Source organism: Klenkia soli, from assembly GCF_900103975.1.
In the GTDB taxonomy this organism is placed as follows: domain Bacteria; phylum Actinomycetota; class Actinomycetes; order Mycobacteriales; family Geodermatophilaceae; genus Klenkia; species Klenkia soli.
Map to the genome: position 1 here is coordinate 1 of NZ_FNIR01000002.1, position 22,008 is coordinate 22,008.

A 22,008-nucleotide genomic window follows, 5' to 3' on the forward strand; every position below is an offset into this window, starting at 1 on the left:
ACAAGTCCCTGTGCCTGCACGACCCGGTCTGGTACGACCACCTGCCCTACCTGCCGTTCCCGGACAACTGGCCGGTGTTCGCGCCCAAGGACAAGATCGGCGACTGGCTGGAGATGTACACCAAGGTCATGGAGCTCAACTACTGGAGCTCCACCACCGTCGAGTCCGCCTCCTTCGACGAGGCCGCCGGGCACTGGGACGTCCAGGTCACCCGGGACGGCGAGCGGCTCACCCTGCACCCCACCGAGCTGGTCTTCGCCACCGGCATGAGCGGCAAGGCCCGCATGCCGCAGTTCCCCGGCATGGACCGCTTCCGCGGCGAGCAGCAGCACTCCTCGGCCCACCCCGGACCCGAGGCCTACCGGGACAAGAAGGTCGTCGTCGTCGGGAGCAACAACTCCGCGCACGACATCTGCGCCGCCCTCTGGGAGAACGGCGCCGACGTCACCATGGTGCAGCGCAGCTCCACCCTCGTGGTGCGCTCCGAGGCCGTGCTGCAGTCGATGGCCGGCACCTACTCCGAGGCCGCGGTCGCCGCCGGCACGACCACCGCACGGGCCGACCTGGTGGGGGCGTCGGTCCCCATGGCGCTGCTCGGGCGCTTCCAGAAGCCGGTCTACGACCGCATCCGGGTGCAGGACGCCGACTTCTACGCCCGCCTCGAGGCGGCCGGCTTCGCGCTCGACTTCGGTGAGGACGACACCGGGATGTCGCTGAAGTACCTCCGCCGGGGCTCGGGCTACTACATCGACGTGGGGGCCTCCGGGTTGGTCGCCGACGGCTCGGTCGCCCTGGCGCGCGGGCAGGTCCAGGAGCTCACCGAGGACGCCGTCGTGCTGGCGGACGGGACGGCGCTGCCCGCCGACCTGGTCGTCTACGCCACCGGCTACGAACCGGCGAACGGCTGGGTGGCCGACCTGGTCGACCAGGAGACGGCCGACCGGCTGGGCCGGGTCTGGGGTCTGGGCTCGGGCACGACCGGCGACCCGGGACCGTGGGAGGGCGAGCTGCGCAACGTCTGGAAGCCGACCGCGGTCCCCCAGCTGTGGTTCCACGGCGGCAACCTGGCCCTGTCGCGGCACTACTCCCTCTACCTGGCCCTGCAGCTCAAGGCCCGGTACGAGGGCATCCCCACCCCGGTCAGCGAGCGTGCGCCGGTGCACCACCCGCGCTGAGGGGTCAGCGGGCGGTGCGGGCGATCCGCTCCAGGAACCGGTCGACCAGGAGCACCTGGTGGTCCGGGGTCATGTGGCCCGGGTCGACGATCGCCTGGATCGACAGCGAGTCGACCATGCCCACGACGTCGTCGACCAGCCGCGGCAGGTCGGCGTCGTCGGCCAGCTCGCCCGCGGCCGAGGCCTGGTCGAGGAAGCCGCGCCACAGCCGGCGCGACCCCTCGTAGGACGCGCTGCGGATCCCGCGCAGGTACGCGTTGCCCACCGACTGGCCCAGGAAGCTGACGTCGACCTGGGCCTCGACGAACCGCTCGTCGTCCAGCGGCAGCGCCTCGAGCATGGCCAGCCGCAGGGCCGTGGTCCCGGTGCACTCCCGGGTGGCAGCCAGGATCCGGTCGCGCGCACGGGCGAAGGCGAGCCGGTGCGCCGAGACCAGGATGTCCTGCTTGTCGCTGAAGTAGTGCGTCAGCACCCCGATGGAGTACCCGGCCTCCTCGGCGATCGCCCGGGTGGTGGCGGTGTCCAGACCCGACCGCGCGATCACCCGCCAGGTGGCGTCCAGCACCTCCCGTCGCCGCTCGGCGTGGTCGACGATCTTCGGCACGGAGCTCCTCGCTGACGGCCCGGGGGTGGTGACCCCGGTCACGGAAATCGCCGGTGGGGTCTTTACAGCAGCGTAGTCGGAATCTAACTTATCTCGAACATCCGACATAAATAGTTCGGACGTCGCACCACCCCCCTGGAGGCCTGCCGTGACCGTCGCCGACGAACGCCTGACCGAGACGCGGACGCGCGACGCCGAGCTGCGTGCCCGGGCCGCCCGGGTCATCCCCGGTGGCATGTACGGCCACATGCTGGTCAACGAGCACACGATGCCGCCGTCCTACCCGCAGTTCTACGAGCGCGGCGAGGGCGCCCTGACCTGGGACGTCGACGGCAACCGCTACATCGACTTCCTGTGCGCCTTCGGGCCGATGCTGCTCGGGCACCGCAACCCCCGGGTCGACGCCGCGGCGGCCGCCCAGCAGGCCCTCGGCGACACCCTCACCGGGCCCTCGGCCCGGATGGTGGAGCTCGCCGAGGTGCTCACCGGGACCATCGCGCACGCCGACTGGGCGATGTTCGCCAAGAACGGCACGGACGCGACCTCGATGGGGATCCGGATCACCCGCGCCGCCACCGGCAAGGCCAAGTTCCTCAAGGCCGCCGTCGCCTACCACGGGGCCAACGACTGGTTCACCCCGCGCACGGCCGGTGTCACCGACGCCGACCGGGCCAACATCGTCGAGTTCGAGTACAACGACGTCGCCTCGCTGCGGGCCGCCGTCGCAGCGCACTCCGGGGACATCGCGGCGATCATCGTCACGCCGTTCCGGCACGACGCCTTCGTCCCCCAGGAGCTGGTCGACCCGGCGTTCGCCCGGGCCGCCCGCGAGTCGGCCACGGCCGAGGGCGCCGCGCTGCTGCTGGACGAGGTGCGGACCGGGTTCCGGCTCGACGTCCGCGGCGCCTGGGAGTCCCTCGGCGTGCGACCGGACCTCACCGCGTTCTCCAAGGCGCTGGCCAACGGCTACGCGATCGCCGCCCTGGTGGGCACCGACGCGCTGTCGGCCGCGGCGTCCGAGGTCTACGTCACCGGCTCGTTCTGGTCCTCCGCCGTGTCGATGGCGGCGGGCATCGCCACGGTCCGCGAGGCGATCGCGGTCGACGCCCCGGCGCTCACGCGGTCGGCCGGCGCCCGCTTCAAGGCCGGGTTGGAGGCCCAGTCGATCGCCGCCGGACTGCCGCTCGAGCTCACCGGGCCCACGCAGATGCCGCTGCTGGTCTTCGCCGACGACGTGCACAAGAAGCGCGCCTTCGCCTTCACCGACGCCGCGGTCAGGCGCGGGGTGCTGCTGCACCCCTGGCACAACATGTTCCTCTCCACGGCCCACACCGACGAGGTCGTCGACGAGGCGTTGCTGCGCACGCAGGACGCCTTCGACGAGCTCGCCGCGCTCGACGTCTGATCCCCCACCCCACCCCACCCGGCACGGCAGAGGAGACCCATGAGCACCGCCCGCCCGAAGGCCCGCCACCGTCGTCGCACCGCAGTACGGGCAGGGGTCGTGGTCCTGGCCGCGACGGCCCTGGCGGCGTGCTCCTCGACCGGACCGGCCACCACCGACCGGACCGGCATCATCATCGGCCGGGCGATGGACGTGAACTCCCTCGACATCTCGCGGTCGCTGTGCGACACCTGCCAGATCTACAACTCCGCCGTGTACGAGACGGTCGTGCGGGCCACCCCCGACGGCGAGCTCGAGCCGTTGCTGGCGGAGTCGTGGGAGGCCAACGAGGACTCCACCCAGTTCACCTTCACCCTCGACCCGGACGCCGTCTTCGCCGACGGCTCGCCGGTCGAGGCGAAGGACGTCGCCTGGTCGTGGCTGCGGGTGCAGAACCTGCAGGGTCTGCCCAGCTACTTCATGCAGGGCATCACCGGGGTGGAGGCCACCGACGACCGCACCGTCGTGGTGACGTCGGCGGCGCCGAACTCGGCCTTCCTCAACATCACCTCGGCCTCCTACATGGGGGTCGTGAACTCCGACCTGGCCGCGGAGAACGGCGCGACCGCCGACGCCGACGCCGCCAGCACCGACACCGCGGAGCAGTGGTTCCTGGAGAACTCGGCCGGCTCGGGCCAGTACGTGCTGGACTCCTACAGCGAGGGGTCGGAGATCGTGCTGTCGGCCAACGACTCGTACTGGGGCGAGGAGCCCAACTTCTCCAGCGTGACCATCAAGGAGGTCACGGACGCCTCGGCGCAGCTGCAGCAGCTGCAGCAGGGCGACATCGACCTGGCCATGCAGATCAGCTTCGACGCCCTGGACCAGATCGAGGGGGACTCCTCGCTGACCACGGACGTCGTCCCCTCGTACAACTTCCTGTACCTGGCGCTGTCCCCCGGGGTGGCCGGGGGCGAGGCCCTGCAGGACGTGCGGGTGCGCGACGCCATCCGGATGGGCATCGACTACGACTCCGTCATCGACGCCACCCTGGCCGGCAACGGCGAGCGGCAGTCCACCGGCATCCCCAACGGCTTCGAGGGCAGCGACGACCTGCCGATCCCCGACTTCGACCCCGAGGGCGCGAAGGCGTTGCTCGCCGAGGCCGGGTACCCCGACGGGCTGACCCTCGACGCCACCTACCCGACGTTCTCCGCCTACGGCGTCAGCTCCAACACCGAGATGCAGTCGATCCAGCAGAGCCTGGCCCAGATCGGCGTGACGCTGAACCTGGCCCCGGTGGACTTCTCCACCTGGGGCGAGCAGATCGACAGCACCGGCTACCCGGTCACCGCGATCTACTTCGCCCCCGACCACCCCGACACCGTCCAGTACTTCCAGTACTTCTCCCTGATCGACGGGTCGGTCTGGGCGGGCCGGGCCCGGATGCCGGTCAACCCGGAGGAGAACTCCCTGGTGGCCGCCGCACTGGCGCAGTCCGGCGACGAGCGGACGGCGACCTACACCGAGCTGGGCCAGCTGATGTACGACGACGCGATCATCCTGCCGATCGTCAACCCGAAGTACATCCTGGCCAGCTCGGCCGAGCTCGAGGGCAACAACTACGACATCACCCGGAACCTGGACCTGACCCGGCTGACGTTCGCAGACTGACCCCCTGGACCTCCCGGGGGGCGCTCACCCGCCTCCCGGGACCCGGACGCCACCCCCACCCAGGGAGCAGCCCGTGCTTCGCTTCACCCTCCGCCGCCTGGCGCTGATCCCCCTCCTGCTGTGGGGCATCGTGACCATCGCGTTCTTCCTGTCCCGCTCGGTCTCCAGCAACCCGCTGGTGACCATCGTGGGCGAGCGCAACCTCGGCAACCCCGACGTCGTGGCCGCGGCCACCCGCCGGTGGGGCCTGGACAAGAGCCTGCCCGAGCAGTACTGGGTGTACCTGTCCAACCTGGTCCACGGTGACCTGGGAACCTCGTTCCGGACCAAGTCCCCCGTGCTGGACGACCTGGGCGCCCGGTTGCCGGCCACCCTCGAGCTGGCGTTCACCGCCCTGGTCATCGCGGTCGTGCTCGGCACCCTGGGCGGGGTGGTCGCCGCCCGGAACAAGGGGCGGGCCGCCGACGGCGTGCTGCGGGTCGCCGCGCTGGCCGGGTCCTCCCTGCCGGTGTTCTGGGTCGGCCTGATCTTCCTGTTCGTCTTCTACGCGACGCTGGGCATCGCGCCCTCCCCCGGCCGGCTGTCGGCCCGCGTCATCCCGCCCCCGGACGTCACCGGCTTCTACACGGTGGACTCCCTGCTGGCCGGGGACTGGCCGCTGTTCACCGACGCCTTCGCGCACCTGCTGATGCCGGCGTTCATCATGAGCCTGGCCCTGCTGGGCACGGTGATCCGGCTGGTGCGCTCGCAGATGCTGGAGGAGCAGGGCGCCGACTACGTCCGCACCGCCCGGGCGAAGGGCATGGCCCGCGGCCAGGTGCTCAACCGGCACGTGCTCAAGAACGCGATCACCCCGGTGGTCACCCTGATCGGCGTCTCGGTCGGCTTGCTGATCATGGGTGCGGTGCTGATCGAGACGATCTTCTCCTGGAACGGCATCGGCACCTACGCGGTCGAGTCGTCCCGGGGCCTGGACTTCCCGGCCATCACCGGCGTCTGCCTGGTGGGCGGGGTGCTCTTCCTGCTCGGCAACCTGCTCACCGACATCGCCTACGCGACCATCGACCCCAGGGTGCGGCTGTCATGACCATCACCGCAGGCGCCCTCCCCGAGACCGGACCGTTCGGCGGCGCCGGTCTCCCGCAGACCCCGCTCGACGACGAGAAGCTGCCCTTCCGGGTGCGGATGCGGCGGTTCGCCCGACCGCAGATCGTGGTCGGCGCCGTCGTCGTCCTGGTGTGGGTGGGCGTCATCGCCCTGGCCGGCGTGCTGGCCCCGCACGACCCGTTCGCGTCGTCGGGTGGCCGGCTGCTCCCGCCGTCGGCCGAGCACCTGTTCGGCACCGACTCCCTGGGCCGGGACGTGTTCTCCCGCGTGCTGCACGGCGCCCGCCTGTCGTTGCCGATCGCCGTGCTGGCCATCGTGCTGTCGGTGGCGGTGGGCAGCGTGGTGGGCGCGGTGGCCGGCTTCTTCGGCGGCTGGGTGGATGCGGTGCTGATGCGCACCGCCGACATCACCATGGCCTTCCCCTCGATCCTGCTGGCCATGGCGGTGGCCGCCGCGCTCGGGCCGGGTCTGACGAACGCGTTCCTGGCCATCGTCGCGGTCTGGTGGCCGATCTACGCCCGGCTGGTCCGCGGGCAGATCCTGTCGATCAAGGAGCGCGAGCACGTGCTCGCGGCCCGGGCGATCGGCATGAGCCGGACGGCGATCCTGCGCAAGCACGTGCTGCCGCACTCGCTGACCCCGGTCTCGGTCAACGCCACGATGGACCTGGGCTCGATCATCATCCTGGTCGCCTCGTTGAGCTTCCTGGGCCTGGGCGCCCTGCCGCCCTCGCCCGAGTGGGGCGCGATGATCACCGACGGCGCGGCGAACTTCTACCAGTGGTGGATCGCCGCGGGGCCCGGCATCGCGATGATCACGGTGGTGCTGGCGGTCAACTTCCTGGGCGACGGCCTGCGCGACGTGTTCGACGTCAAGAACAGAGGACGCTGACATGACCGATGCCCTGCTCGAGGTCCGCGACCTGTCGGTGGCCTTCCGCACCGACCGCGGCGACGTCGAGGCCGTGTCCGGTGCCTCGCTGACCGTGCACGCCGGGCAGACCGTCGCGGTGGTCGGCGAGTCGGGGTCGGGCAAGTCCACGCTGACCGCAGCGGTCAACCGGTTGCTGGCCCCCAACGGACGGGTGACCGGGGGGTCGGTGACCTTCGACGGGGTCGACCTGCTGGCCCGGTCCGAGAAGCAGATGAACGGCGTCCGGGGCAAGCGGATCGGCCTGGTGCCGCAGGACCCGATGTCGAACCTGAACCCGCTGCGCTCGGTCGGGTCGCAGATCGCCGAGGTGTTCACCGTGCACCGCGAGGCCCGGGGCCGGGAGGCGAAGAAGAAGGCGACCGAGCTGCTGGAGCGGGTGGGCATCGCCGACGCCGGCCGCCGCTACGCCCAGTACCCCCACGAGTTCTCCGGGGGCATGCGCCAGCGGGTGCTCATCGCGATGGGCCTGGCCCTGCGCCCGCAGCTGCTGATCGCCGACGAGCCGACCTCCGCGCTGGACGTCACCGTGCAGAAGACCGTGCTCGACCAGCTCGCCGAGCTCACCGCGACGATGGGCACCGCTGTCCTGCTGGTCACCCACGACCTCGCGCTGGCCGCCGAGCGGGCCGACCACGTGGTGGTCATGCGCAAGGGGCGGGTCGTCGAGGAGGGCTCCGCCCGGACCGTCCTCACCTCCCCCACGGCCGACTACACCCGGCTGCTGATCTCCGCTGCGCCCAGCCTGGCCACCTCCTCGATGGTGACGCCGCCGGAGGGCACCCCCGAGCCGATCATCGAGGTCACCGGCCTGCGCAAGGACTACCCCGTGCGCACCGGCGCCCTGGGCCGGCGCACCCCGTTCACCGCGGCCGACGACGTCACCTTCACCATCCCGCGCGGGACCACGGTCGGGATCGTCGGCGAGAGCGGTTCGGGCAAGTCGACGGTGGCCAAGATGGTGCTGAAGCTGGAGCAGCCCACGGCCGGCGAGCTGGCCTTCGAGGGCACGTCGGTCACCGGCATCGGCGGCAAGGAGCTCTTCGCGTTCCGGCGCCGGGTGCAGCCGGTGTTCCAGAACCCCTACGCCGCGCTGGACTCCCGCTACACCGTCGGCGACGCCGTCCGCGAACCGCTGGACGTGCACGAGGTCGGCACCCCCGCGCAGCGCCGGGCGAAGGTCGCCGAGCTGCTGCAGCAGGTCGCGCTGGACCCCGAGCTGGCCCGTCGCTACCCGCACGAGCTGTCCGGCGGGCAACGGCAGCGGGTCGCCATCGCCCGGGCCCTGGCCCTGGACCCCGACGTCGTCGTGCTGGACGAGGCGGTCTCGGCGCTGGACGTGCTGGTCCAGGCCCAGATCCTCGAGCTGCTGGTCTCGCTGCAGCAGCGGCTGGGGCTGAGCTTCCTGTTCATCAGCCACGACCTGGCGGTCGTCCGGATGATCTGCCACGTCGTGCACGTGATGAAGGGCGGTCGCATCCTCGAGAGCGGCAGCCCGGCCGAGTTGTTCGACCACCCGCAGCACGCCTACACGCAGGCGCTGCTGGCGGCCATCCCGGTGGGCGAGGCCGCTCCGGCCTGAACTCGCTCAGCCGCGGTGCGCGTCCAGCCAACCGACGACGTCGTCCAGGACCTGCTCCTGCTCGGGCTCGTTGTGCGGCTCGTGGAACAGGCCCGGGTGGACGGTGTGGGTGACGTCGGCCGAGGAGACCGTGGACGCCACGAACTCGCTGGCCGCCGGCGGGACCAGCCGGTCGGCGCCGCCGTGGACCACCAGCACCGGCATGGTCAGCCGGCGCAGCCGCTCGGGCATGGCGGCGACCGTGGTGATCATCTCGGCCCCGGTGCGGGCCCGGACCTTGCCCATCCGGTTGAGCGGGTCGGCCCGGTAGGCAGCCACCACGGCGGGATCGCGGCTCACGGCGTCGGAGTCGAGGGTGAGGACGCCCAGGTCGGGCAGCAGCCGGCCCAGCACCGGCGCCACCTTCTGCTGGAGGGCGTTGGCGGCGCCGAGGTCCAGCGCGGCCGCCGAGAGGACGGCGCCGCGCACCGGTACCGACGGCGAGCCGGTCAGGTGCTGCGCGGCGACCAGCCCGCCCATGCTGTGCCCGTACACGAACACCGGGACGTCGGGGTGCCGGCGGGCGGCCAGCACGGCGGTCTCGTCCACGCCGGTGACGGTCGCGGCCATCGACCCGATGTTCCCGCGGGTGCCCGGCGAGCGGCCGTGCCCCGGGTGGTCGACGGCGTAGGTGGCGTACCCGGACCGGGCCAGCCGTTGCGCGACGTGGGCGTACCGGCCACCGTGCTCGTGCAGGCCGTGCACCAGGACGACGACACCGGTCACCTCGTCGGGCGCCCAGCCCTGCCAGTACTGGCCCGTGGAGAGGTGTCCGTCGGCGTGGCTCGTCATCGCCGCAGGTTAGACCCGCTCGCCGGTAGGGGAGTCTTCGGACGTCTAGGGGAGCAGCTAGACATCCGTAGACGAGCCGATGGAGGGCGGCGCCGCTACCTTGCCACCGTGTCCACCGTCGTGAGGTTCGCGCTCCGCGTCGTCGTCCTGGCCGTGATCATCTACGTGGTCACCCGGCTGGTCAGCGGCATCACCGTCGTCGGCAACACCGAGGGGACCTTCGGGGTGGCCGGCACCTACCTCTGGGTCGCCCTGCTGTTCGCCGTGGTCAACACGATCGTCGGCCCGGTGGTGCGGTTGCTGTCGCTGCCGTTCGTCGTCCTGACCCTGGGGTTGTTCCTGCTGGTCGTCAACGCGGCCCTGCTGGGCATCACCGCGGCGATCAGCGACCGCCTGGAGGTCGACGGCTTCTGGACGGCGGTCGCCGGTGGCTTCCTCATCGCCCTGTTCAGCTGGATCGCCGAGCTGCTGCTCCCGCTCGAGGTCAAGAGCTGAACACTCCGTGCGCCGGATGACGTCCAGGACGTCTGCCCACTAGCGTCGGGGTCATGGCTCGTCCCGGGACCGTCCCCAGCTCCGCCACCACCACCCGGGACGCCGCCCCGGCCGACGAGATGGCCGCGCTCGAGGCGGCCCGCACCGAGAAGGCGAACCTGCTCGACCTGGCCGGCGAGGCGCTGGCCACCGAGGAGGTGCCCGACCTGCCGGCCGGGCTGACCGACGACGACGTCCCCGCGGTGGTGCACTCCTACTTCCGCGGCGAGCCCGCCGCCGAGGTGGTCGGGCACGACCCCGGCTCGCTGGCCCGCCTGGCGCTGGACCACCTGGCCCTGGCCGCGACCCGGCCGCAGGGGGCGGCGGTGGTGGCGGTCGACCGCACGCAGAACGGCTCCTCCGTGCTGCGCGTGGTCACCGACGACATGCCGTTCCTGGTCGACTCCGTCGCCGCCGAGGTCGTGCGGCAGAAGGTGGTGCTCGACCACGTCGTCCACCCGGTGGTGCACGTGCGCCGCGACATCACCGGCACCCTGCTGCAGTTCTGCGACGGCACCGACCCCGCCGACGCCATCGCCGAGTCCTGGATCGCGGTCGTGCTGGCCGGCACCATCGACGACGAGGCAGCCGATGACCTGGTCGCCGGCCTGCGCACCGTGCTCGCCGACGTCCGCGGGGTGCACGAGGACGCCGAGAAGCTCAAGGCCCGCGCCCTGGACCTCGCCCACTTCCTCGAGCGGGAGCCGGCGAGCACCAGCACCGACCCCGCCGACGACCCGCACGAGGCCGCCGCGCTGCTGCGCTGGATGGTCGAGGGCAACTTCGTCTTCCTCGGCGCCCGCGACGTCGACCTGGTCGAGACCGACGGCGAGCCCGCCACCGCCGCGGTGCCGGCCAGCGGCCTGGGCGTGCTGCGCGACGACACCGACATGAGCACCCCGGTGGTGCCGGTCAGCGCCGCCGCCCGGGGCGCGCTGGGCCGGCGGGTGCTGGTCACCAAGGCCGACGTCCGCTCGACCGTGCACCGCCCGGCGTGGTTGGACGTCGTCGCCATCTCGCTGCCCGGGCCGAAGGGGTCGCGGATCCGGCAGCACCGCATCGTCGGGCTGTTCCCCACCGGCGCGTACACGGCCAGCGTCACCGAGGTGCCGCTGGTGCGCCGCACGGCGGCGGCGGTGCTGGCCCGCTCCGGCGTGGAGGCCGAGAGCCACACCGGCAAGGAGCTGCTCGACGTCCTCGAGACCTACCCGCGCGACGAGCTGCTGCAGGTCGACGTCGAGGAGCTGCTGCCGGTCGCGCTGGCGGTGCTGCACCTGCGCGAGCGCCGGCAGACCCGGTTGTTCCTGCGCCGCGACCCGTTCGGCCGGTTCTTCTCCGCGCTGGTCTACCTGCCCCGCGACCGGTACACCACCGAGGTCCGGCTGGCGATGCAGCGGCTGCTGCTGGAGACCCTGGGCGGGTCCTCCATCGAGTACACCGCGCGCTCCACCGAGTCGGTGCTCACCCGCATCCACTTCGTCGTGCGGGTGCAGGCCCGCCGCGGGGTCGCCGCGCTGCCCGAGGTCGACGTCCAGGAGCTCGAGCGGCAGCTGGCCGCCGCGGCCCGCAGCTGGACCGACGACCTGGGCGACGTCCTCGCCGCCGAGTACGGGCGCGACGCCGAGCGTCGCCTGGCCCAGGTCGCCGATGCGTTCCCGCCCGCCTACCAGGCCGACTTCCCCGCCTCCACCGCCGTGGGCGACCTGGACCGGCTGGAGTCCCTGCAGCCCGGTGAGCTGTCGCTGCGGCTGTGGACCCCCCGCGACGCCGCCCCCGGCGAGCGCCGGCTGACGGTGTTCCGGGTGGGCGAGCGCCTGCTGCTCAGCCAGGTGCTGCCCGTGCTCCAGCACCTCGGCGTCGACGTCGTCGACGAGCGGCCCTACGAGATCGACCGGATCGGCGCCCCGCTGGCGTGGGTGTACGACTTCGGCCTGGCGCTGCCGGCGCAGATCGAGATCCCGGCCACCGACACCCTCCCCCGCCGGTTCACCGACGCGATCGCCGCCGTGTGGCGCGGCGACGCCGAGGACGACGGTCTCGGTGCGCTGGTGCTGGTCGCCGGGCTGACCTGGCAGCAGGTCGCCGTGGTGCGGGCCTACGTGCAGTGGCTGCGCCAGGGCGGGCTGCCGTTCTCGGCGCGGTACGTGGAGACGGTGCTGGCCGAGCACCCCGATCTGGTCGCGATCGTCCTCGAGCTGTTCGCGGTGCGGTTCGACCCGCGGCAGACCGGTGACCGGGCCGGCGCCGAGAACGCGCTGGTCGAGCGGCTGACCGACGGGATCGGCGCCGTCTCCTCGCTGGACGCCGACCGCGTGCTCACCGCGCTGCTGGCCGCCGTCCGGGCCACCCAGCGCACGACCGCCTACACCGCGGGTGCCTTCACCGACGGCACCCCGCTGGCCATCAAGCTGGACCCGCACGCCGTCCCCGACCTGCCCGAACCGCGCCCGGCCCGCGAGGTCTGGGTCTCCTCCCCCCGCGTCACCGGCGTGCACCTGCGCTTCGGCGCAGTGGCCCGCGGCGGGCTGCGCTGGTCCGACCGGCGCGAGGACCTCCGCACAGAGATCCTCGGCCTGGTCAAGGCGCAGACGGTGAAGAACACCGTCATCGTGCCCACCGGCGCGAAGGGCGGCTTCGTGCTGCTGCGCCCGCCGGCCGACCGCGAGGCGTGGCTGGCCGAGGGCAAGGCCTGCTACCGGCTGTTCATCGGCGCCCTGCTGTCGCTGACCGACAACCTGGTCGACGGCGCCGTCGTCCCCGCCGAGGGCGTGGTGCGGCACGACGGCGACGACACCTACCTCGTCGTCGCGGCCGACAAGGGGACGGCGACCTTCTCCGACCTGGCCAACTCGGTGTCGATCGAGCGCGGCTTCTGGCTGGGCGACGCCTTCGCCTCGGGCGGGTCGGTCGGCTACGACCACAAGGCCATGGGCATCACCGCCCGCGGCGCCTGGGAGTCGGTGACCCGGCACTTCCGCGAGCTGGGCATCGACACCCAGACGCAGGAGATCACCGTCGTCGGCGTCGGCGACATGAGCGGCGACGTGTTCGGCAACGGGATGCTGCTGTCCGAGCACCTGCGGGTGGTGGCGGCGTTCGACCACCGGCACGTGTTCGTCGACCCCACCCCGGACGCCGCGACCTCGTTCGCCGAGCGGCAGCGGCTGTTCGCCCTCCCCCGGTCCAGCTGGGCCGACTACGACCCGATGCTGATCAGCGCCGGCGGTGGCGTGTGGCCCCGCACGGCGAAGTCCGTGCCGGTCAGCGAGCCGGTGCGCACCGCGCTCGGGCTGGCCGCCGACGTCGACCACCTCACCCCGGCCGAGCTGATCCGCGCGGTCCTGCTGGCCCCGGTCGACCTGCTGTTCAACGGCGGCATCGGCACCTACGTCAAGGCGTCGACCGAGAGCGCGCTGGACGTCGGGGACAAGGCCAACGACGCCGTGCGGGTGAACGGCGAGGACCTCCGGGTGCGGGTGGTCGGCGAGGGCGGCAACCTGGGGCTGACCCAGCGCGGCCGCATCGAGTACGCGCTGGCCGGCGGACGGGTCAACACCGACGCCATCGACAACTCGGCCGGGGTGGACACCTCCGACCACGAGGTCAACCTCAAGATCGCGCTGGGCGCCGTGCAGCTGGACGCCGAGGGCCGGGCCGCGCTGCTGGCCTCGATGACCGACGAGGTCGCCGCCCAGGTCCTCACCGACAACTACGCGCAGAACGCCACCCTGGCCGCCGAGTCCGCCTCCGCGCGCAGCCTGCTCGACGCCCACACCCGGTTCATGCGGGCCCTGGAGCGCTCGGGCCGGCTGGACCGGGCGGTCGAGGCCCTCCCCGACGGCCGGGCGCTGTCCGAGCGCCGCCGCGACGGCCAGGCGCTGACCTCCCCCGAGCTGTCGGTGCTGCTGGCCTACGCCAAGCTCGAGGCCGACGCCGCCGTGCTGCACTCCACGCTGCCCGACGACCCCGCGCTGGGCCGGCTGCTCACCGAGTACGCCCCGGCCCCGCTGCGCGAGCGCTTCCCCGAGGCGGTCGAGCAGCACCCGCTGCGCCGGGAGATCATCGCCACCGCGCTGGTCAACCGGGCGGTGAACGTCGCGGGGGTCACCGGGTTGTTCCGGCTGTCCGAGGAGACCGGTGCGCCGCTGGTGGCCGTCGTCCGGGCGCACGCGGTTGCTCGTGCGGTCTTCGACGTCGACCGGTTCTGGGACGCCGCCCGCCCGCTGGACAACCGGGTGCCGGCCGCCGTCCAGGTGCAGCTGCGCACCGAGGCGACCCGGTTGGCCGAGCGGGCCGCCCGCTGGCTGCTGCACCTGCCCGAGCTGGCCGCCGAGCCCGGTGAGTCGATCGCCGCGTCGGCCGCCCGGTTCGCCGGGCCGGCCGCGACCGTCGCCCGCGAGCTGCCGCAGTGGCTGCTGGGCGCCGACGCCGAGGCCTACGCCGAGCGCGCGGCGGGGTTCCGGGCCGCCGGGGTGCCCGCGGAGCTCGCCGCCACCGCGGCGGTCGCCCCGCTGCTGCCCGGCGCGCTGGACCTCACCCGGGTGTGCGAGGAGACCGGGGCGCCGATCCCGCTGGCCGGCCGGGTCTGGGAGTGCGTCGCCGCCCGGCTGGACCTCGTGCCGCTGCGCGAGCTGGTCATCGGTCTCCCCCGTGACCGTCGCTGGCCCTCGATGGCCCGGGCCGCGCTCCGCGACGACCTCACCGCCGAGCAGGCCGCGCTCACGGCCGAGGTGCTGCGCGGGCGCGCCGGCGACGACGAGGACCCCGACACCCTCGTCGCCCGCTGGGCCGACCGCTGGGACACCGCGCAGCGCCGGGCGGCCGCCCAGCTGGCCGAGCTGGCCGCGGGCGAGGCGCACGAGCTGGCCGAGCTGGTGGTCGCCGTCCGCACCCTGCGCGGCCTGCGGAGGGGCTGACCGGACCGGCCGCTCAGCGCAGGCGGGACAGGCGCACCAGAGCGACCACCACGGTGGCGATCCCGGTGGACGCGGCCAGCACCAGCAGCACCCCGCCGACGGCGATGGTGGTGCCGGCGCCGTTCTCCAGGGCCGACTGCAGCAGGCCCAGGGCGGTTCCGCCGCCCTGCTCCACGAACATCCCGGCCCCCACCAGTGCCAGGCCGGCGCCGACCCCGGCCCGTGCGCGCTGGACCACGGCGCCGACCACGAGCAGCGCCACCCCGACCAGCAGCACCAGACCCGCGGCCTGGAAGATCGACTCCTGGTCGCCGAAGCGCTGCAGGACCGGGCTGAAGTACCCGGTGCCGTCGGCGAAGGTGTAGGTCGGCAGGACCGTGCCCAGCGCCCCGAGGACGGCGGTCACCAGGGCGAGCACCAGAACCGGGGTGCCGCCCCCGGCGGCCGGCCGCGCCGCCGGGGTGCCCCACGCGGCCTGCCGGGCCTGGGGTGCCCACTGCTGCTGACCTCCCCACGCGGGCTGCGGCTGGTCCCAGGGCGGCTGCGGTGGCTGGCTCACGCCGGTGATCCTGCCGGGCACCCGGCGTACCTGCGCAGCAGCCGGCGCAGCGCGGTGACGGCGCGGCCGGTGCGTTCGGCGCCGCCGAATGCGGTCTGGTGGAGCACCAGGGCGTCCAGGGTGAGGAAGACCAGCTCGGCGAGGTCGGGGTCGTCCAGGCCGTTGCGCAGCAGCTCCTGGCTCACCGCGGCGCGGTAGCGGGCGTTGACCCGCTCCATGACGGCGGCGATCCCCGGTCGCCGGCGACCCTCGAGGTACAGCTCGAACTGGAAGGCCTGCGCCTCGGGGTGCAGGGTGACCATCTCGACGATGCCGGAGGCCAGGGACCCGAAGCCGGGGTCGGGGGAGCCCAGGTGGATCTCGGCGAGGCTCCGGGTGACGCAGTGCTGCAGTGCTTCCTCGACCAGGACGTCCCAGCTGCCGAAGTGGTACCGCACCGAGCCGTGGGTGACCCCCGCCTCGGCGGCGACCGACCGGTAGGTCAGGCCGCGCAGGCCCCGCGTGGCCGCGACGGTGACCGCGGCCTGCAGCAGCGCCTCCTTCGCCGTCCCGTACGGCACGCTCCTCACACCGGCAGCAGGGACAGGTCGAAGGTCAGGGTGCGGAAGGGGTTGGCGAGCCCGACCTGCGCGGCGCGCGCGGGGTCGTCGACCACGGGCACCTCGCGGACCAGGGAGTCCTTGACGCCGAAGACCGCGTCGGAGTCCAGGTAGGGGCTGTCGGCGACGAACACGTGGGTGGTGACGGACCGGTACCCCTCGGCCTGCGCGATGAAGTGCAGGTGCGCCGGCCGGTTCGGGTGCCGGCCGGTGGCGGCCAGCAGTTGCCCGACCGGGCCGTCGTCCGGGATCGGGTAGTAGCGGGGGACCACCGACCGGAACCAGAACCGGCCCTCGTCGTCGGTGGTGAAGATCCCCCGCAGGTTGCCCGCGGGCTGGACGTCGGGTTGCTGGACGTCGTAGAACCCGTCCTCGTTGGTCTGCCAGACGTCGACCGTGGCCCCGGGCAGGGGGTCGCCGTCGGGGCCGGTGACCTGGCCCGAGACCAGGCAGGGGGTGCCCTTGCCGTCGAGGGCGATGTCGTCGCCGAGCTCGCGGGCGGGGGAGACCACCATGTGGAACGGTCCCAGCACGGTGGACTCGGTCGCCGTCCCGCCGGTGCGGTGGTTGATCGTCTCCACCAGCATCGACAGCCCCAGGACGTCGGACAGCAGGATGAACTCCTGCCGGGTCGGGGTGCAGGTCTGGCCGGTGTCGGTGAGGAACCCGATCGCGGTCTCCCACTCGGCCTCGGTGAGCTCGACGTCCTTGACGAAGTCGTGCAGGTGCCGCACCAACGAGGTGAGCACCTGGCGCAACCGCGGGTCGGGGGTGCCGGCGAAGCTCTCGGCGACCACCTCGGCCGAGCGCTCCTCGCTGAACAGCTCGCCGGTCATCGAGCGGTCCGCAGGATGCGGGCGTCCCAGGGGCCGAGGACGGCGGGGTCGTGGTCGGGGAGGTGGTCGCGGTTGCCCAGCAGCACCTCGGCCTCGACCGCCTCGGGCAGCAGCTCCGCCAGCGGGTGGGGGATGCCGGACACGTTGCAGACCACCAGCAGGGTCTCGTCGTCCGAGGTCCGGGTGTAGGCGTACACGTCCTCGTGGTCGGGGAGCAGCATGTCGAACGCCCCCAGCTGGACCGTCCGGTTCTCGTGGCGGAGGGCGATGAGCGCCCGGTGGTGGGCCAGCACCGAGTGCGGGTCGTCGCGTTGTGCGGCGACGTTCCAGTCGACGTGGTCGGGGTTGACCGCCAGCCAGGGTTCACCGGTGGTGAAGCCGGCGTGGGGGGAGTCGTCCCACTGCACGGGGGTGCGGGCGTTGTCCCGGCTGGTCGGGCGGAGCGCGGCGAGCACGTCGTCGGGGTCCTGACCGCGGGCGGTGGCGTCGGCGAAGTGGTTCAGCGACTCGATGTCCCGGAAGTCCCGGACGTCGGCCCAGGTCGAGTTGGCCATGCCGATCTCCTCGCCCTGGTAGACGTAGGGCGTGCCGCGGTGGCCGTGCAGCAGCGTGGCCAGGCAGGTCGCCGAGTCCCGGCGGTGGGCGGGGGAGTCGTCGCCGAACCGGGAGACCGCCCGCGGCTGGTCGTGGTTGTCCCAGTAGAGGGAGTTCCAGCCGACGTCGGCGAGCCCGGCCTGCCAGCGGCCCAGCGAGGCCTTGAGGTCGGTCAGCCGCAGCGGGCGGCGGTCCCACTTCGAGTCGCCCTGGTCGAGCTGGACGTGCTCGAACTGGAACACCATGTCCAGCTCGGCGCGGGCCGGGTCGGTGACCAGCCGGGCCTGCTCGACGGTGGCGCCGGGCATCTCGCCGACGGTGATCAGGTCGGCGTCCCTCCCCGCGAACACCTCGCGGTGCATCTCGGCGAGGAACTCGTGCAACCGCGGGCCGAAGAAGGTGGCCACCGTGCCGTCGCCGTAGGGCGTGCCGGGGATCGGCGGGCCGTCGGGCAGGTCGGGGACCTTGCTGATCATGTTGATGACGTCCATGCGGAAGCCGTCGACCCCGCGGTCCAGCCACCACCGCATCATCTCGTGGACCGCCTGCCTGACCTGCGGGTTCTCCCAGTTGAGGTCGGGCTGCTTGCGGCTGAACAGGTGCAGGTAGTACTGCCCGGTGGTCTCGTCGAGCTCCCAGGCGGGGCCGGAGAAGAAGGACTCCCAGTTGGTCGGCTGGGCGCCCGGGTCGCCGGCGTCCATGCCCTCGCGGGCGTCGCGCCACCAGTACCAGTCGCGCTTGGGGTTGGTCGTCGAGCTGCGGGACTCGACGAACCAGGGGTGCTCGTCGCTGGTGTGGTTGACCACCAGGTCCATGACGACCTTGATGCCGCGGGCATGCGCGTCGGCGATCAGGCCGTCCATGTCGGCGAGCGTGCCGAAGGCCGGGTCGATGTCCTGGTAGTCGCTGATGTCGTAGCCGTTGTCGTCCTGCGGCGAGCGGTACACCGGCGACAGCCAGACGACGTCGACGCCCAGGTCGGCCAGGTGGTCCAGCCTGCCCCGGATGCCGGGGAGGTCACCGATGCCGTCGCCGTCGGAGTCGGCGAACGAGCGCGGGTAGATCTGGTAGACGACGGCGGAGGTCCACCACGCCGGGTTCTCGACGGTCACACCCCCATCCTGCCGGAGGCGGAGCGGACTACCCCATCTCAGGCCGGCGCTGCCCGTGGCCTGTGGCCTGCTCGAAGGCGTGGCCGACCTCGAGCACCCGGCGGTCGGCGCGGGGGGCGGCGACGACCTGCAGGCCCACCGGCAGGCCGTCGGGGGTGAAGCCGCCCGGGACGCTCAGCGCCGGGCAACCGGTGGCGCTGATCAGCGTGCAGGAGCGCATCCAGCCCAGGTAGTCGTCGAACTCCACGCCGGCCACCGAGGTCGGGTACTCCTGCTCGACCGGGAACGGCAGCACCTGGGTGACCGGGGCCAGCAGCACGTCGTACCGGGTGAAGAACTCGACCACCCGCTCGTAGAGCTTCGTGTGCGCGACCTCGGCCCGACCGACGTCGGCACCGGTGAGGGCCGCGCCCTTCGCCGCGTTCCACTTGATGGTGTCCTTGACCAGGTCGGGGGAGCGGCGCACCGCGTCGCCGAACGACGCCTCGAACAGCCAGGCGCGGAGCACCCCGAACGCCTCGTCGGCGCCGGTGAGGTCGGGGCAGTCCTCGTCGACCGTGGCGCCCAGGTCGCGGAAGACCTGCAGCTGGGCCGTCAGCACCTCGGTGATGGCCGGGTCGACCGGCACCCGGCCCCCGAGGTCCGGCGTCCAGGCGATGCGCAGCCCGGTCAGCTCGGTGGGCAGCGGGTCGGCGAAGGCGGCAGCCGGGTCGGTCAACGAGATCGGCACCCGCGGGTCGGGGCCGGCCAGCACCGACAGGCCCAGCGCGACGTCGGAGACGGTGCGGGCCATCGGGCCCTGCACCGACAGCTGCGACCAGCCGATCGCGGTGGGGTGCGAGGGCACCCGACCGGGTGTGGGTCGCAGGCCGACCACGTTGTTGAACGCGGCGGGGTTGCGCAGCGAGCCGCCCATGTCGCTGCCCTCGGCCAGCGGCACGAAGCCCGCGGCCAGCGCGGCGGCGGCCCCGCCCGAGGACCCACCCGCGGAGAGCCCGTGCCGGTACGGGTTGTGGGTGGCGCCGAAGAGGGTGTTGAACGTGTGCGACCCGGCCGCGAACTCGGGCACGTTGGTCTTGCCGACCCGGATCGCCCCGGCGGCCTTCAGCCGGGCCACCACCAGCTCGTCGCGGGCAGGCACGGTGTCCCGGTGGAGGGGTGAGCCCCAGGTGGTGCGCATGCCGCCGGTCTGGTGGGTGTCCTTGTGCGCGACCGGCACGCCGTGCAGCGGGCCGACCGCCTCCCCGGCCGCCAGCCGCGCGTCGGCGTCGTCCGCGGCGTCGCGGGCCGCGTCGTCGTCCCGGGTGACGATCGCGTTGACCCGGCCGTCGTACCGGTCGATGCGGGCCAGGTGCGCCTCCAGCACCTCGCGGGCGCTGACCTCGCGGGTGCGGATGAGGGCAGCCAGCTCGGTGGCGGGACGGGTGCACAGCTCGTCGGTCACCGAGCGACCGTAGCGCGGAAAGTACCTCAGCGGTGAGATAGTTCTGGACGACGTCAGACTCCCCGGGTGACCGTGCGACCCGCCACCGCCGAGGACGCCGCGGCGATCACCGCCGTCTACGCCCACCACGTGCTGCACACCCTGGCCACCTTCGACCTGGTGCCGCCGACGGTCGAGCAGCGGCTCGCCTGGCTGGCCGAGCACCCCGGTGGCCGGCACCGCGCCCTGGTGGCCGAGCGCGACGGCATGGTCGTCGGCTTCGCCGCCAGCGGTCCCTTCCGTCCGCGGCCGGCCTACGACGCCACCGTCGAGACCAGCGTCTACCTGGCACCCGACGCCGTCGGCCAGGGGCTCGGCAGGGAGCTGTACACGGCGTTGTTCGAGGTGCTGGCGGGGGAGGGGGTGCACCGGGCGCTCGCGGTCATCGCCCAGCCGAATCCGGCGTCCGAGGCCCTGCACCGGGCGTTCGGGTTCACCCGCGTGGGCACCTTCGGCGAGGTCGGGCACAAGTTCGGCCGCTGGGTCGACGTCGCCTGGTTCCAGAAGGAGATGTGACCCACCTCGCCACATGCATCGCGTGCAATGCATCTGGTTCCGGGTAGGTGGTGAGGGCGCCGCCGGGTCCCCGTGATCCCGGCGCTCCCCCGACCGCCAGACCCGAGGAGAACCACGTGCCCACCACCGTGACCGCCCGGTCCACCGCCTCCGCCGGCGGCTCCTTCGAGCGCACCACCATCGAGCGCCGCGACGTGCGCCCGCACGACGTCCGGATCGAGATCGCCTTCGCCGGCATCTGCCACTCCGACATCCACACCGCCCGCGACGAGTGGGGTGCCGCCAACTACCCGCTGGTGCCCGGCCACGAGATCGCCGGCACCGTCGCCGAGGTCGGCGCCGAGGTCACCAAGTACCAGGTCGGCGACCGGGTCGGCGTCGGCTGCTTCATCGACTCCTGCCGCGAGTGCGAGAACTGCAAGGCCGGCGAGGAGCAGTACTGCCTGAAGGGCGAGACCGGCACCTACGGCGGCATGCAGGACGGCAAGCCCACCGACGGCGGCTACTCCGAGCAGATCGTCGTCGACGAGAACTACGTGCTGGGCATCCCCGAGGGCATCTCGCTCGACGAGGCCGCCCCGCTGCTGTGCGCCGGCATCACCCTGTACTCCCCGCTGAAGCACTGGGGTGCCGGCCCGGGCAAGAAGGTCGCGATCGTCGGCCTCGGCGGGCTGGGCCACATGGGCGTCAAGATCGCTGCCGCTCTGGGCGCCGAGGTCACCGTGCTCTCGCAGTCGCTGAAGAAGCAGGAGGACGGCCTCCGCTTCGGCGCGCAGCACTACTACGCCACCAGTGACCCGGAGACCTTCGAGAAGCTCGCCGGTGAGTTCGACCTGATCGTCAACACCGTCTCGGCGAACCTGGACCTCGACGCCTACCTGGGCATGCTGCGGGTCAACGGCACCCTGGTCGAGGTCGGCGCCCCCGAGCAGCCGATGACCGAGGCCGCGTTCTCCCTCATCCAGAACCGGCGCTCGCTGGCCGGCTCGAAGATCGGCGGCATCCGCGAGACCCAGGAGATGCTCGACTTCTGCGCCGAGCACCACCTGGGTGCCGACGTCGAGGTCATCGGCGGCGACCAGATCGACGAGGCCTACGAGCGCGTCGTCCACTCCGACGTCCGCTACCGCTTCGTCATCGACACCGCGAAGCTCTGACGCCCTGACCGCGTGCCCCCGACCCATCGGGTCGGGGGCACGCGTGCGTTCAGGAGACGGTGAACTCGCCGAGGTCGTCCCAGTGGTCGCCCTCGATGAGCATGTTGCGCACCTTCGGGGTGCGGACCAGGTACTGCGGCAGCTCGGCCTGGGCCGTCCTGAAGTGGTCGCTCGTCACGTGGGCCTCGGCGGCGTCGTCCTGGAAGCCCTCGACCACGATGTACTCGTTCGGGTCCTCGACGTTGCGGGACCAGTCGAAGAAGAGGTTGCCGGGCTCGGCCCGGGTGCCCTCGGTGAACGCGCGGGTGAGCTCGGGCCACTGGTCGGCGTACTCGGGCTTCACCGGGAATCGGACGCAGATGAAGATCATGCGCCCAGTCTGCGGGGAGCCGGACCGGTCCGCCCCCGGGCGGCT

18 protein-coding genes are annotated in these 22,008 nt (G+C 72.7%); 10 read left to right on the forward strand and 8 right to left on the reverse strand.

What is annotated here, in order from left to right:
• The coding region (locus BLS67_RS02875; RefSeq protein WP_131801660.1) for an NAD(P)-binding domain-containing protein at nt 1-1,175 on the forward strand (1,175 nt) is incomplete at its 5' end.
• 4 nt (nt 1,176-1,179) lie between these two features.
• On the opposite strand, the gene BLS67_RS23380 is transcribed toward BLS67_RS02875, so the two are convergent.
• On the reverse strand, nt 1,180-1,779 hold the full coding sequence (locus BLS67_RS23380; RefSeq protein ID WP_165617451.1) for a TetR/AcrR family transcriptional regulator: 600 nt from the start codon (nt 1,777-1,779) through the stop codon (nt 1,180-1,182).
• Nucleotides 1,780-1,927: 148 nt separating this feature from the next.
• Between BLS67_RS23380 and BLS67_RS02890 the strand changes: the two genes are divergently transcribed.
• From BLS67_RS02890 to BLS67_RS02910, 5 genes are all read left to right on the forward strand, one after another.
• A complete protein-coding gene (locus BLS67_RS02890) occupies nt 1,928-3,184 on the forward strand; it encodes an aminotransferase class III-fold pyridoxal phosphate-dependent enzyme (RefSeq protein WP_207500212.1) in 1,257 nt (418 codons plus the stop codon).
• A 39-nt stretch (nt 3,185-3,223) separates the two neighbouring features.
• Entirely contained in the window at nt 3,224-4,837 is a 1,614-nt protein-coding gene (locus BLS67_RS02895; RefSeq protein WP_091239464.1) for an ABC transporter substrate-binding protein, read from the forward strand.
• A gap of 73 nt (nt 4,838-4,910) precedes the next feature.
• Nucleotides 4,911-5,924 carry an ABC transporter permease gene (locus BLS67_RS02900; RefSeq protein ID WP_091239468.1) on the forward strand — a complete coding sequence of 338 codons (1,014 nt, stop codon included), beginning with the start codon at nt 4,911-4,913 and terminating at the stop codon, nt 5,922-5,924.
• A complete protein-coding gene (locus BLS67_RS02905) occupies nt 5,921-6,835 on the forward strand; it encodes an ABC transporter permease (protein WP_207500214.1) in 915 nt (304 codons plus the stop codon). The genes BLS67_RS02900 and BLS67_RS02905 overlap by 4 nt, the downstream gene beginning before the upstream one ends.
• Nucleotide 6,836: 1 nt before the next feature.
• Nucleotides 6,837-8,456 (forward strand): ABC transporter ATP-binding protein, encoded by a 1,620-nt coding sequence (locus tag BLS67_RS02910; protein ID WP_091239471.1) that lies wholly within the window; start codon nt 6,837-6,839, stop codon nt 8,454-8,456.
• Between the two features lie 6 nt (nt 8,457-8,462).
• Here the strand turns inward: BLS67_RS02910 and BLS67_RS02915 are convergent, their stop codons facing one another.
• Nucleotides 8,463-9,287, reverse strand: coding sequence for an alpha/beta hydrolase (locus tag BLS67_RS02915; RefSeq protein WP_091239474.1), 825 nt, complete (start codon nt 9,285-9,287; stop codon nt 8,463-8,465).
• A 108-nt stretch (nt 9,288-9,395) separates the two neighbouring features.
• On the opposite strand from BLS67_RS02915, the gene BLS67_RS02920 reads away from it, so the two are divergent.
• Both BLS67_RS02920 and BLS67_RS02925 read left to right on the forward strand, forming a co-directional pair.
• The gene (locus BLS67_RS02920; RefSeq protein ID WP_242653777.1) at nt 9,396-9,782 is read left to right on the forward strand and encodes a phage holin family protein; all 387 of its coding nucleotides are present in this window, start codon (nt 9,396-9,398) and stop codon (nt 9,780-9,782) included.
• A 53-nt stretch (nt 9,783-9,835) separates the two neighbouring features.
• Nucleotides 9,836-14,737, forward strand: coding sequence for an NAD-glutamate dehydrogenase (locus BLS67_RS02925; RefSeq protein WP_091239478.1), 4,902 nt, complete (start codon nt 9,836-9,838; stop codon nt 14,735-14,737).
• A gap of 13 nt (nt 14,738-14,750) precedes the next feature.
• On the opposite strand, the gene BLS67_RS02930 is transcribed toward BLS67_RS02925, so the two are convergent.
• From BLS67_RS02930 to BLS67_RS02950, 5 genes are read right to left on the reverse strand one after another with little or no spacing between them, the layout of a single operon-like run.
• On the reverse strand, nt 14,751-15,296 hold the full coding sequence (locus tag BLS67_RS02930; RefSeq protein WP_091239481.1) for a hypothetical protein: 546 nt from the start codon (nt 15,294-15,296) through the stop codon (nt 14,751-14,753).
• The gene (locus tag BLS67_RS02935; RefSeq protein ID WP_091239484.1) at nt 15,293-15,865 is read right to left on the reverse strand and encodes a TetR/AcrR family transcriptional regulator; all 573 of its coding nucleotides are present in this window, start codon (nt 15,863-15,865) and stop codon (nt 15,293-15,295) included. The genes BLS67_RS02930 and BLS67_RS02935 overlap by 4 nt, the downstream gene beginning before the upstream one ends.
• The gene (locus BLS67_RS02940; protein WP_091239488.1) at nt 15,862-16,731 is read right to left on the reverse strand and encodes an intradiol ring-cleavage dioxygenase; all 870 of its coding nucleotides are present in this window, start codon (nt 16,729-16,731) and stop codon (nt 15,862-15,864) included. The genes BLS67_RS02935 and BLS67_RS02940 overlap by 4 nt, the downstream gene beginning before the upstream one ends.
• Nucleotides 16,728-18,437, reverse strand: coding sequence for a glycoside hydrolase family 13 protein (locus BLS67_RS02945; protein WP_091239490.1), 1,710 nt, complete (start codon nt 18,435-18,437; stop codon nt 16,728-16,730). Before BLS67_RS02945 ends, BLS67_RS02940 begins: the two co-directional genes overlap by 4 nt.
• Nucleotides 18,438-18,465: 28 nt before the next feature.
• Nucleotides 18,466-19,881, reverse strand: coding sequence for an amidase (locus BLS67_RS02950; RefSeq protein WP_091239492.1), 1,416 nt, complete (start codon nt 19,879-19,881; stop codon nt 18,466-18,468).
• Between the two features lie 66 nt (nt 19,882-19,947).
• Here BLS67_RS02950 and BLS67_RS02955 point away from each other — a divergent pair, with 66 nt between their 5' ends.
• Both BLS67_RS02955 and BLS67_RS02960 read left to right on the forward strand, forming a co-directional pair.
• Nucleotides 19,948-20,436: a GNAT family N-acetyltransferase gene (locus BLS67_RS02955; RefSeq protein ID WP_091239493.1), complete on the forward strand. Its 489-nt coding sequence runs from the start codon at nt 19,948-19,950 to the stop codon at nt 20,434-20,436.
• 116 nt (nt 20,437-20,552) lie between these two features.
• Nucleotides 20,553-21,593 carry an NAD(P)-dependent alcohol dehydrogenase gene (locus tag BLS67_RS02960; RefSeq protein WP_091239495.1) on the forward strand — a complete coding sequence of 347 codons (1,041 nt, stop codon included), beginning with the start codon at nt 20,553-20,555 and terminating at the stop codon, nt 21,591-21,593.
• 49 nt (nt 21,594-21,642) lie between these two features.
• Here the strand turns inward: BLS67_RS02960 and BLS67_RS02965 are convergent, their stop codons facing one another.
• The gene (locus tag BLS67_RS02965; RefSeq protein WP_091239499.1) at nt 21,643-21,963 is read right to left on the reverse strand and encodes a putative quinol monooxygenase; all 321 of its coding nucleotides are present in this window, start codon (nt 21,961-21,963) and stop codon (nt 21,643-21,645) included.
• Nucleotides 21,964-22,008: the final 45 nt, after the last annotated feature.